9 protein-coding genes are annotated in these 11860 nt (G+C 69.2%); 3 read left to right on the top strand and 6 right to left on the bottom strand.

Annotated features, from left to right (window positions below):
* Positions 1–152: 152 nt before the first annotated feature.
* The 5 genes from ACFQ9V_RS02405 to ACFQ9V_RS02385 all read right to left on the bottom strand — a co-directional run bounded on the left by ACFQ9V_RS02405 (position 153) and on the right by ACFQ9V_RS02385 (position 6146).
* The gene (locus tag ACFQ9V_RS02405; RefSeq protein ID WP_382457585.1) at positions 153–1175 is read right to left on the bottom strand and encodes a LacI family DNA-binding transcriptional regulator; all 1023 of its coding nucleotides are present in this window, start codon (positions 1173–1175) and stop codon (positions 153–155) included.
* Between the two features lie 57 nt (positions 1176–1232).
* A complete protein-coding gene (locus ACFQ9V_RS02400; RefSeq protein ID WP_382457584.1) occupies positions 1233–2723 on the bottom strand; it encodes a GH1 family beta-glucosidase in 1491 nt (496 codons plus the stop codon).
* A gap of 6 nt (positions 2724–2729) precedes the next feature.
* Complete coding sequence (locus tag ACFQ9V_RS02395) at positions 2730–3605, bottom strand: carbohydrate ABC transporter permease (RefSeq protein ID WP_382457583.1); 876 nt, start codon at positions 3603–3605, stop codon at positions 2730–2732.
* The gene (locus ACFQ9V_RS02390; protein WP_382457582.1) at positions 3602–4729 is read right to left on the bottom strand and encodes a carbohydrate ABC transporter permease; all 1128 of its coding nucleotides are present in this window, start codon (positions 4727–4729) and stop codon (positions 3602–3604) included. The genes ACFQ9V_RS02395 and ACFQ9V_RS02390 overlap by 4 nt, the downstream gene beginning before the upstream one ends.
* Before the next feature lie 91 nt (positions 4730–4820).
* Positions 4821–6146, bottom strand: coding sequence for an extracellular solute-binding protein (locus ACFQ9V_RS02385; protein ID WP_382457581.1), 1326 nt, complete (start codon positions 6144–6146; stop codon positions 4821–4823).
* A gap of 289 nt (positions 6147–6435) precedes the next feature.
* Here ACFQ9V_RS02385 and ACFQ9V_RS02380 point away from each other — a divergent pair, with 289 nt between their 5' ends.
* Both ACFQ9V_RS02380 and ACFQ9V_RS02375 read left to right on the top strand, forming a co-directional pair.
* The gene (locus tag ACFQ9V_RS02380; protein ID WP_382457580.1) at positions 6436–7029 is read left to right on the top strand and encodes a TetR/AcrR family transcriptional regulator; all 594 of its coding nucleotides are present in this window, start codon (positions 6436–6438) and stop codon (positions 7027–7029) included.
* A 143-nt stretch (positions 7030–7172) separates the two neighbouring features.
* A complete protein-coding gene (locus ACFQ9V_RS02375; RefSeq protein WP_382457579.1) occupies positions 7173–8519 on the top strand; it encodes a cation:proton antiporter in 1347 nt (448 codons plus the stop codon).
* Positions 8520–8532: 13 nt separating this feature from the next.
* Here ACFQ9V_RS02375 and ACFQ9V_RS02370 read toward each other — a convergent pair whose 3' ends face one another.
* The gene (locus tag ACFQ9V_RS02370; protein WP_382457578.1) at positions 8533–10620 is read right to left on the bottom strand and encodes an MDR family MFS transporter; all 2088 of its coding nucleotides are present in this window, start codon (positions 10618–10620) and stop codon (positions 8533–8535) included.
* Between the two features lie 414 nt (positions 10621–11034).
* On the opposite strand from ACFQ9V_RS02370, the gene ACFQ9V_RS02365 reads away from it, so the two are divergent.
* Entirely contained in the window at positions 11035–11832 is a 798-nt protein-coding gene (locus tag ACFQ9V_RS02365; protein WP_382457577.1) for an amidase domain-containing protein, read from the top strand.
* Positions 11833–11860: the final 28 nt, after the last annotated feature.

The raw sequence follows: 11860 nt of genomic DNA, 5'->3' as shown, positions 1-11860 counted from the left end.
GAACCGGACGCTGCACGGGCAGTGGAGAGGCATCGGCGCGAAGAGCTTCAACCGACCGGCAGCGCCACGACGTCCGCCAAGGGCTCGTGATGGGGCAACGACAATACGCGGGTGCTGGCCTGGATCCGTATGGCACTACTGCCAATTCAGCACTAGGAGCTCTGGCGGACGACGAGTTCGGTGGGGAGCAGCGTGATCCGGTCGACGGGCTCGCCGGCGAGGCGGCGGACGAGCACGCGGGCCATCGCCTCGCCGAGACCGATGGACGGCTGGTGCACCGTGGTGAGCGGCGGCGTAGCGGTGAGACCGAAGTTGTCGTCGTCGAAGCCGACCACCGCGATGTCGCCGGGGATGCTGAGCCCCGCCTCATGGATGGCCGAGTACGCGCCGGCCGCCATCTGGTCGTTCGCCGCGAACAGGCCGTCGATCGGGCGGCCGGTCGCGAGCAGCCGCCGCATGGCCTCCATGCCGGAGTACGGCGAGAAGTCGCCGTACTCGACCAGCGTGTGGTCCAGCCCGTGCGCCTCCAGCGCCCGGCGCCAGCCCGTGTAGCGGTCGAGGCCGGCGGGCATGTCCTGCGGGCCGGTGATGAGCGCGATGTTCCGGCGGCCGCGAGCGATCAGGTGCTCCGCAGCCCCCGCCGAGCCCGCGACGTTGTCCACGTCCACGAAGTACGACTCGTGCTGCGCCTCGCTCACCGGCCGGCCGCCGAACACGATCGGCAGCGTCGAGCCGAGCTGCGCGTACGAGTGGTCGCCAGAGTGGTGGGAGACGACCAGTGCGCCGTCCACGTTGCCGCCCATCAGGTAGCGGCGGGTCTTGTCGGGGTTGGTCTCCGACGAGATCACCATGTTGAGCGTGTACTCGGTGTCCGCCAGGCTGAGCGCGACGCCCTGCACGATGGACGCGAAGAACGGGTCGGCGAACACCTTGGCCGTCGACTCCGGCACCACCAGCGCGATCACCTGCGTGCGGCGGGAGGCCAGCGAGCGGGCGGCGCGGTTCGGCACGTAGTTGAGGTCGGAGATGGCACGCGTGACGGCCTCCACGACCTCCGGAGTCACCTTGGTGGACCCGTTCACGACGCGGGACACGGTCGCCCGGGAGACGCCCGCGCGCGCGGCCACGGCCTCCAGGGTCGGCACGCTGCGACCGTCCACCTGCTCCGTCGTCATGGGGTCCTCTCCTCGGGCCTCTCGGGCGTCGGGGCGTCGGTCGACGCCCGACCCATGTTAGGCGTGTGCCGCGGCAGGTCCAGTGGGCGCGCCCACGACCTCGGCGGCGCGTGCGGCCTCCGCGATGCGGGCCTCCGTGATGACGCGCGCGTACGCCCGCCCGGAGTTCTTCACCGTGCGCTCCAGTGTCTCGTAGTCGACGTGCACGATCCCGAACCGTTTCGCGTAGCCCCACGCCCACTCGAAGTTGTCGAGCAGCGACCAGACGAAGTACCCGCGCACGTCGGCGCCCCGCTCGATCGCCTCCCGGACCGCGTCCAGGTGATCGAGGATGTACGCCTCCCGCTCCAGGTCGCGGATGCGGCCGTCGTCGTCCACGACGTCGTCGTACGCCGCGCCGTTCTCCGTGATGTAGAGCGGAGGCAGCGCCGGGTGCTCGGCCGTCAGCCGCACCAGCAGGTCCCGGAGGCCATTCGGGTTGACCTCCCAGCCCATCGCGGTGGTCGGCAGGTCGCGGGACGGGAACGTGACGAACTCGCTGCCGACGAACGGCGACGACTTCGGCCGGTCGGTCGGCACCGGCGCGTGCACGGTGTCCGCGGGGAGCGGCCGGCCGCTGACGTTGTCGTCGTGGTAGTGGTTCACCCCGAGGAAGTCGATCGGCTGCCGGATGACGCCGAGGTCGCCGTCGTGCACCAGCTCCTCGAAGCGGTGCTCGCGGAGGTCCTCCAGCACGTCCGCGGGATACGTCCCGTCGAGCAGCGGGTCGAGGTACATCCGGTTCCACAGCCCGTCGATGCGGCGGGCGGCGTCCAGGTCGCGGGCGTCCTCCGGGTCGTCGGGGATCGCGTTCGTCAGGTTGAGCGTGATGCCGACGCGCAGCGCCTCGGCGCGCCCCTCGTGCTCCCCGGCCAGGTCACGGATGGCCGCGGCGGCGAGCCCGTGCGCGAGGTGCTGGTGGTGGAGGGCGGCCAGCGCGGCGCGCGGCTCCCGGCGGCCCGGCGCGTGCTCGCCCGCCGCGTACGCGATCAGGGACGAACAGAGCGGCTCGTTGAACGTCGTCCAGTGCGTCACCCGGTCGCCGAGGGCGTCGTACACGGCCACCGCGTAGTCGCGGAAGCGGTACGCCGTCTCGCGGTTCGCCCAGCCGCCGCGCTCCTCCAGGGCCTGCGGCAGGTCCCAGTGGTAGAGCGTCAGCCAGGGCAGGATGTCCGACTCCAGCAGCTCGTCGACCAGCCGGCTGTAGAAGTCCAGCCCGGCGCGGTTGACCGAGCGGTCGCCGGGCTTGACCCGTGCCCACGAGGTGGAGAAGCGGTACGACTGGAGGCCGAGCTCCCGCATCAGGGCGACGTCCTGCGGAACGCGGTGGTAGTGGTCGATCGCGCGCTCGGGGGTCTCGCCGCCCGCGATCGCGCCGGGGACCCGGGCGAACGCGTCCCAGATCGAGTCCTCCTTGCCGTCCTCGTGCGCTGCGCCCTCGATCTGGGCGGCCGCGGTGGCGGAGCCCCAGAGGAAGCCGGCGGGCCAGGCGGTGCGGTCGTCGGTCATGCGTGGTTAGCCTTTCACTGCGCCGGCCATGATGCCGGACACCAACTGTCGGCCGGCGAGCACGAACAGAATCAACAGGGGGATGGTCGCGAGCACCGCGCCGGCGAGCACGATCGAGTAGTCGACGTACTTGGCGGACTGGAGCTGGCTGAGCGCGACCTGCAGGGTCGGGTTCTGCGGGGCGACGAGCAGCGGCCAGAGGTAGTCGGTCCACGCGGTCATGAAGGTGAACAGCCCGAGGATCGCCATCGCCGGCCGCGCCGCGGGGACGCCGACATGCCAGAAGGTGCGGATCATGGTGGCGCCGTCCACCCGGGCGGCCTCGATGAGCTCCTCCGGGATGACGTCCACGAGGTACTGCCGCATGAAGAACACGCCGAACGCGGTGACGAGGGTCGGCACGATGACGGCGCCGAGGGTCCCGGTCCAGCCGAACTGCTTCATCACCATGAACAGCGGGATGATGCCGAGCTGGGTCGGCACCGCGAGCGTGCCGACGACGAACACCAGCAGCCCCTCGCGGCCGCGGAACCGCAGCTTCGCGAACGCGTACCCGGCGAGCGTCGAGAAGGAGACGACGGACACGGTGATGACGGTGGAGACGATGATCGAGTTGCCGAGCGCCTGCCAGAACGGCACGGTGTCGAGCACGGCGCCGACGTTCGTCCAGAACTGGCCGCCCGGCAGCAGCGGAGGCCACGTCGAGGTGAGCACGGTGCTGTTGCTCGAACCGGCGACGAACGACCACCACAGCGGGTAGGCGCCGCCGACGAAGATCGCGAGCAGGATTCCGTAGGTGAGGAAGCCGGGGCGCCGGTCGATTCCGAGCGCGCGGCGGCGCGGGGCGCGCTGCGCGGCGGGGGTGCGGGTCGCGGTGGTCATACGTTCTTCTCCTCGCTCGCCGCGGCCAGCGCCAGGGCGCCCTCGGCGCTCGCCGCAGTGTCGGCGTCGGAACGGGATTCGGTCTCGGCGGTGGAGCCCGCCCGGCTCCGCGCCAGCCGCTTGGCCGTCCGCGACCGGTGCACTCTCGCCTCGGTGGAGGCGATGCGCCGCGAGATGAGGAAGTTCAGCACGCCGAACAGCACGATGATGAGGAACAGCATCCACGCGATGGCGGACGCCCTCCCGAAGTTCTGCCGGTTGAACGCCATGTCCCACAGGTAGAGCACGGTTGTCTGGTACTGCCGCTGCGGGCCCCCAGGCACCGCGCTCGACGGGTTGAACAGCTTCGGCTCGGTGAAGATCTGGAGTCCGCCGATCGTGGCGGTGATGATCACGAAGATCATGGTCGGCCGGATGCTCGGCAGCGTGATCGAGAAGAACCGGCGGAACGATCCAGCGCCGTCCAGCGCCGCCGACTCGTGGATGTCGCGCGGCACCGCCTGCATCGCTGCGAGGAGGATGAGCGCGTTGTAGCCGGTCCAGCGCCAGTTGACCATCGTCGCGATCGCGATGTGCGACGGGAAGGTCTCGGTCTTCCACATCACGGGGTGGAGGCCGACGGCCTGGAGGATGTTGTTGATCAGCCCGTACTTCTCGTCGAACGCGCTCGAGAAGATCAGCGTGACGGCGACGGGGGTGACGACGTAGGGGAGCAGCACGCTCATCCGCCAGAACGTCTTCGCCCGGAGGTTCTGGTCGAGCATGGCGGCGATGAACACCGCGGCGATGAGCTGCGGGATGGCGGAGAGCAGGAAGATGCTGACCGTGTTGAAGAGCGAGTTCCAGAAGAACGGGTCCTTCAGCTCGGTGAGGTAGTTGGCGAAGCCGACCCACTGGCCAGGGCCGGTGAGCAGGTTCCAGTTGTTGAGCGAGACGACGAACGTGTAGATCAGCGGGAACAGGCCGACGAGGGCGAAGAGCACGAAGAACGGCGCGATGTAGAAGTACGGCGACGCCTTGACGTCGAAGCGGCTGAGCTTCTGCTTGAACGTGAGCGCCCGGTCGTCGCGGTCGCGCGGGGCCGCTGCGGGGGCGGCCTCCGGGGTGCGGGTGACGGTGGTCATGCGGTTCTCCGTGGGGGAGGGGAGCGGATGGTTCGGGTGGAGGGTCCGGGCCCCGCCGCGCGCAGCAGCGGGGCCCGGCTGGTGAGGTGTACTACTTGTTGACGACGAGCTGGTTGAGCAGCGTCATCGCGTTGGCCCAGGCCTGGTCGCCGTTCGCCTTCTTCGAGTCGAGCTGCTGAACGGACGGGCCGAACACCTGGGACTGGATGACCGAGTCGTCCGGTCCCTTGTACTGGGCCACGACGCCCTTCGCGCGCTCCGCCAGGATCTGGCCGACGGGGGCGTTGTTGAAGAACTTCGTCAGGTCGCTCGCGCCGGTCACTCCGGAGTCGGACTGCGCCGCGGTGACCGAGGGGAACGTGCCGGCCGCCTGGAAGGTGGCGACCTGCGACTGGGCCGAGGTGAGCCACGCGGCGAGGGCCGCGGCCTCCTTCGGGTGCTTGGACTGCTTCGGGACCGTCAGGAAGGAGCCGCCCCAGTTGGCCGCGCCGCCCGGGAAGACGTTCGCGAAGTCCCAGCCGGTGGAGGCGTCGCCGCCGCCGGCCTTGACCTGGCCCTGCACGACGCCGAGCATCCAGCCCGGGCAGACGAACGTGGCGAAGGAGCCGTCGGTGAAGGCCTTGCCCTTGCCCCAGTCCCACTGGGTCTGGTTGGAGGAGAGGCCCGCGGCGGCGCCGCCGGCGAGCTGCGCCCACAGCGCCTTGAGGTCGCTGTTGTTCTCGATGTTGAGCTTGCCGTCCTTGGTGTAGTAGCCCTCCGGCTGCTGGTTCACCATGGCGTTCCAGAGGAAGCCGGACTGGTCGTAGAACGCCTTGCCGGTCGCCGCGTGGTACTGCTCGCCGACCTTGAAGTAGTCGGCCCAGGTGGCGTTGTCGCCGCCGAACAGCTTGGCGACGGAGTCGCGGTCGCTCGGCAGGCCCGCCGCGGCGAAGAGCTTGCTGTTGTAGCAGAGGCCCTCCGGTCCGATGTCGGTGCCGTAGCCGATGATGCGGCCGTTCTTGTCGGTGGCCTGCTTCAGCTTCCAGTCGACCCAGCGGCTCTTGATGTCGTTGGCGCCGTAGTCCTTCAGGTCGTTGAACTGGTCGGAGACCTGCATGACCTTGGAGAGCCAGCCCTCCTCGACCGCCTGGACATCGGGGAGCCCGCTGCCCGCGGCCTCCTTGGTCTGCCAGTCGGTCAGGGCGTTGTCGCCGGTGTCGATGTTGGTCGCCTTGATCTTGATCCCCGGGTGCTCCTTCTCGTACTGCGAGTAGAGCTTGTCGAAGCCCATCGTGCCGAACGTCGTGACGGTCAGCGTGATGGGGTTCGAGCTGGTTCCTGCGTCGCTGCCGCTCGCTGAGCAGCCAGTCGCGAGGAGGGCGAACGAGGCCGTGGCGGCGACTGCCGCAGCGACCTTGGTGCGTCGTGAAAGCTTCACGGATCACTCCCTTGTGCGTGTGTGTGCGTGGTCTGGTGTGACCAGTGAGAGCGCTCTCTTTGAAGGCCGTGAGAGCGCTCTCACGGGTTGGATGAGAATGTAGATCGACGGGGATGCGCTTGTCAAGCGCGACTGTGGTCGCGCTCTCATCGTTGAAAACACGGGATTTGTTGAGCGAGCCCCGAAATGCGCGGGATTCCGCGCCGCGCGGTCCGTTGCGTGATCGAACCGTGATCTTGGATGTGCGTCTTATAGATAGACTGACCTACCTAGACAGGGGAGGGCGCCGATGGCGGAGTCCGCGCGCAACACCGGTGCCCGCACGGGCGCGGCGCGCCGCCGCATCCTCGAAGCGGCCGCCCGCAGGTTCTACGCCGACGGCATCGCCGCCACCGGGATCGACACGATCACCGCCGACGCCGCCGTCGCCAAGATGAGCCTCTACAACAACTTCGCCTCCAAGTCGGCGCTGGTCTCGGCCGTGCTGGAGGCCCGCCACGTCGAATGGCTCGCCCTCTACGCCCGTCGTGCGCGCCGGACGCCGGACCCGCTCACGCGCGTCCTCGCCGTCTTCGACGCCTACCTCGATCAGGCCGCGCTCGCGCCGGAGCCGGGCTACCGCGGCAGCGGCCTCCTGAACGCAGCTTCTGAACTGCCGCTCGGCGACCCCGGCCGCGAGACCGTGCGCCGTCACCTGGCGGAGGTCGACGCCATCCTCGCGGCGGGCCTCCGCGAGCTCACCGACCGCGTCCGCGCCGAGCGGATCGCACAGCACCTCTCCTACGTGCTGAACGGTGCCCTCGTCCGCGCCGGCCTGGAGGCCGACCGCCGCCGCCTCCGCGACGCCCGCGCCCTCGCCGTCGACCTCCTCACCGCCCTCTGACCGCGGGCGCCCGCGCGCACATTCGGCACGAATGGTGGGTTTCGCGGCGCCATTCGCGACATTCGGCACGAATGTGCGGGCCTGGCGCGCGGGCGGGTGGGGAGGCAGACTGGACGCGCTTCGGGAGCGAAGGGAGGGTGCGGATGCCGGTCATCATCCTCGTCGGCTTCGCCGCGGTCGCGCTCTGGTCGCTCGTCGCGCACCGGTTCGAGCGGTTCGGGATCGCCGGGCCGGCCGCGCTCGCGGTGCTCGGCTCGATCGTGGTGCTGGTTGATGTGAAGGGCTTCACCGAGGCCATCGACAGCGACGTCGCCCAGCACGTGGTCGAACTGATCCTCGCCGTGCTCCTCTTCGTCGACGCGTGCGAGGTGCGCGGCGGCATCTTCGGCGGCCAGGGCCGGAGCCTCGCGCGGCTCGTGCTGATCGCCCTCCCGCTATCGCTCGCGCTCGTCGTGGTGACCGGCGCCTGGCTGCTCCCCGCGCTCAACGTCTTCGTGCTGATCGCCATCGCCTGCATCGTGATGCCCACCGACTTCGCGCCGGCGACCGCCCTGCTGCGGTCGGGGCGCGTCCCGGCCCGGGTGCGCCAGATCCTCAACGTGGAGAGCGGCTACAACGACGGCCTCATCTCGCCGCTGTTCGCCATGTCGGTCGCCATCGCGGTGGCCCTCCCGAGCATCCTCAAGGTCGCGAACACCGGTGCGCAGCTCTCCGGCGCCAGCGAGAAGGAAGTCGAGAAGAACCTGTCGGAGGCCGTCTACGCGTTCTTCGGCGCGATCCCCGCGACCGTCGTCGCGATCGTCGTCGGCATCGTGATCGGCGGCGTGCTCGGCCTGCTGACCCGCTGGGCCTCCGACCGCGGCTGGGCGAACGCGTCCGGCATCCGCTTCGTGATGCTCATCGCGCCGCTGCTGACCTACGGGATCGCGACCATCCACGACCTGGCGGCGAACGGCTTCGTCGCCGCCTTCGTCGCGGGCGTGATGTTCCGGGTCACCCGCACCCGACGCCGCGAGCTGCGCGCGGTCCCGGAGGACGAGCTGCTGCTGGTGGAGGAGGCGAGCACGGTCGCCTCCGACTTCGTCTGGTTCATCCTCGGCGGGATGACCACGGCGGTGATCGTGGAGGGCATCGACTGGCGGGTGCTCGTCATCGCGGTGCTGGCGCTCACCCTGTTCCGCGCCGTGCCCGTCTACGCCTCGATGCTCGGCTCGCCGGTGACCTGGCGGGAGCGCACCTACATCGGGCTGATCGGCCCGCGCGGCACGGCCTCCATCGTGTTCGGCCTGCTCGCCTACAACCACCTCCCGGACAGCGACAGCGGCGACGTGCTGAGCGTCACGGTGCTGACGGTGGTGGGGAGCATCGTGCTGCACGGCGTGGTGACCCCGCTCGTGCTGCGCCGCGTTCCGCCCCAGCCGGCGGGCGCAGACGGCGGAACGGCCGCCGCCCGGATGGGCGACGGCCGTCCCGTCGGTGAGGTGGACTGAGCCGGTACCGGTGTCAGTCGACCGCGGGCCGCGGTCGCTGGGCGGCGACGGAAGCGGTGTCGATCACCGGCTCGATGAGCGCGCCGGTCTCGCCGGCCACGCGGCTGGCGATCAGGCCGAGGTCGGTCTCCTCGAGCTCGCCGCGCGCGGCGGCGTCGGAGTCGGCGGAGACCATCGCCCCGACCGGCACCGGCTGACGCTCGCCGGCCTCGGCGCCCTCGCGGGCGGCTGCGGCCTCCGCGCTGGCGTCCGCGGCCTCCTGCAGCGCCGACTTGGCGCGCAGCGGCGGGGTGCGGAAGAACAGCGACAGGACGAACGCGACCAGGACCACGATCATCGCGACCCAGTAGACCTGCACGGCCGAGCTGTTGAACGCCACGAGGAACGGCTTGGACAGCCGCGAGTCCGCGGTGTTCAGGAACGACGTGTCGTTGATGTCCGAGCTGCTGTTCGCGCCGTTGCCCTTCTTGAGCTGCGTCTGCATGACGGGCACAGCCTTGTCGACCACGGCCTTCCGCTGGTCGGCGTTGGAGAAGTCGATCGGCGCTGCGGGGACCTTCTGCTCGGCGATGTCCTGCGGTACGCCCTTCGCGACGAGCTGCTGTACGCCGGCCGCGTGAGCAGCGGCCTGCGCCTGCTTCTGGATGGGCTCGGTGATCGGCGTGTAGATCTTCTCCATGATCTGCTTGTTCTCGGGCGCCGAGGCGACCGAGGGGGTCAGCGCGGCGTCGAGGGCGCTGGTCAGCGTCGGCTTGTCGGTGAGCGCGGTCTGGATGTTCGTCGGGAACACCGTGAACAGCAGCGACAGCAGCACGGCCGTGCCGAGCGTTCCACCGATCTGGCGGAAGAACGTGGAGGCGCTGGTCGCCACACCCATGTCGCGGAGGCCGACCGAGTTCTGGCTGGCGATGGTCAGCGTTTGCATGAGCTGGCCGAGGCCGAGGCCGATCAGCAGCATCGCACCGGCGATGAACCAGTACGAGTCGCCGAACTTGAGGAACGTCAGGTAGAAGAATCCGCCCGCGAGCATCGCGGTTCCGATGATCGGGAACTGACGGTAGTGGCCGGTGCGCGAGATGATCTGGCCCGAGGCGATCGAGGAGATCATCAGGCCGAGGATCATCGGCAGGAGCTGGAGGCCCGACTCGGTCGGGGTCGAGCCGAGCACGATCTGCAGGTAGAGCGGGAGGGTCAGCATCGCGCCGAACATGCCGAAGCCGACGAGCACGCCGATGACGGTCGCCATCGAGAAGGTGCTGGAGCGGAACAGCTTGAGCGGGATGAGCGCGTCGTCCTTCATGGCCCGCTCGATGAGGATGAATGCGATGATGCCGACGGCGCCGATCACGTAGCAGGCGATGGAGCCTGCGCTGCCCCAGCCCCATTCGCGGCCCTGCTCGGCGACGAGCAGCAGCGGCACGAGGGCGACGATGACGCCCGCGGCGCCCCACCAGTCGATCCGCGCGGAGCCCCGGTCGTGCTTCGGCAGGTGGAGGAAGCGCAAGACCATGAACAGCGCGGCGATGCCGATCGGCACGTTGATGAGGAACACCCAGCGCCAGCCGGCGATGAAGAGGATCTGATCCGCACCGGCGAACAGGCCGCCGATCAGCGGGCCGATGAGGCTGGAGATGCCGAAGACGGCGAGGAAGTAGCCCTGGTATTTGGCGCGCTCTCGGGGGGCGAGCATGTCGCCCATGATCGCGAGCGGCATCGACATCAGACCGCCGGCGCCGAGGCCCTGGATGGCGCGGAACGCCGCCAGCCCGAGCATCGAGGTCGAGAACGACGCCAGGATCGAGCCGACGATGAAGATGCCGATGGCGATGATGAACAGCGGCCGGCGTCCGAATATGTCGGAGAGCTTGCCGTAGATCGGCGTCGAGATCGTCGAGAGGATGAGGTAGCCCGTGGTGACCCACGCCTGCTGGCTGAGGCCGTGCAGGTCGTCGCCGATCGTGCGGATCGCGGTTCCGACGACCGTCTGGTCGAGGGCCGACAGGAACATGCCGGCCATCAGGCCGAAGATCACGAAAAGGATCTGCCGATGCGACATGATCGGCTTGGGTGCGGCCACTGCCGCGCTGGTCTGACTGGACATCTGTCTCCGTGTCGAGAGTCGTGGGAGGGGACGCCCGTCACGTGGGAGCGTCACACCGGTGTGGGGCAAAATATTTTTGCGGAGAGTGCAAAGTTACACCCAGTGCGAGTCTTTCAGCAACGCGAGACTACGCCTCATGGGGCCCCGTTCGCCATGGGCGAACGCACGGGTGAATCCCGCGAGCGGGCGCGGTCGGCTGCGGTTTCCGGCAGCTTTCACAGGGGCGTCTGTACCCCATCCAGGTGTCACATAGGTGTGCGGCGTACGGTGGGCGAGGTGATTCCCGTCACCCTCCAAATCCTCCCCGAAGGTCGTATGAGTTCTCTCAGTCGTTCCCGTCGCTTGTTCGCCGTCGCCGCGGCGGTGGCCGCCGCAACCCTCCTGTTCACGGGGTGCGCGGGCGAGCCGTCCCCGATGACGAAGGCCATCGCGAAGGCGGCCCCGGTCGCGCAGCCGAAGAACGCGACCGTCTCGGCCATCGTGCCGGCCGTGGGAAGCGTCTCCGGCGGCACGGCGACCATCACCGGCACGAACCTCGACAAAGTCGCCTCGGTGCAGATCGGCGGCCTGGCGGCTCCGGTCACCCAGCCCGGCAGCGACAAGATCGTCGTGACCGTCCCCCAGGCGGCGAACTTCGCGGCAGGGGCGGTGCCGATCGTCGTCACCGCGGCGAGCGGCACGGTCGTCCCCACCGTCGGCAAGACCTTCACCTACCAGGTGCAGACCCCGGTGGATCAGCAGCTCGCGTACGCGATGGCGCACTGGAACAACTACAACACGGCCCAGTACGGCGACCTCAACCCGGTCGGCGGCGACTGCGCCAACTTCGTCAGCCAGACGCTGATCGCCCGGGGCTGGCAGATGAACTCCGACTGGTACAACCACAACGCGGCGGCCGACTGGAGCCCGGCGTGGGGCTACGTGCCGGCGATGGACGACTACTTCCGCGAGAACGCGGCGCAGCTCGGGCTGACGGAGTACTCGTTCGATCAGCGCGACAAGATCAAGGTCGGCGACATCGTGATGTTCGACTGGAACAACAACAACTCGCTCGACCACGTCCAGATCGTCTCGGCGGTGAGCAACGTGAACGGCAAGATCACCATCGAGATGGCGGGCCACAACACGGACACCGACTACCGCGACCTCGATCACACGATCACGGTCGACCACCCCGGTGCGACCGGTCACTTCTGGAGTCTCTCAAAGTAGGAGGCCCCAGTTCGGGTCAGACCGGGAA

The sequence above is a fragment of the Leifsonia sp. NPDC056665 genome (assembly GCF_042791795.1).
Taxonomy (GTDB): domain Bacteria; phylum Actinomycetota; class Actinomycetes; order Actinomycetales; family Microbacteriaceae; genus Leifsonia.
Note: the sequence above shows the minus strand (reverse complement) of the source record. Positions and strands in the feature narration are given on the sequence as shown.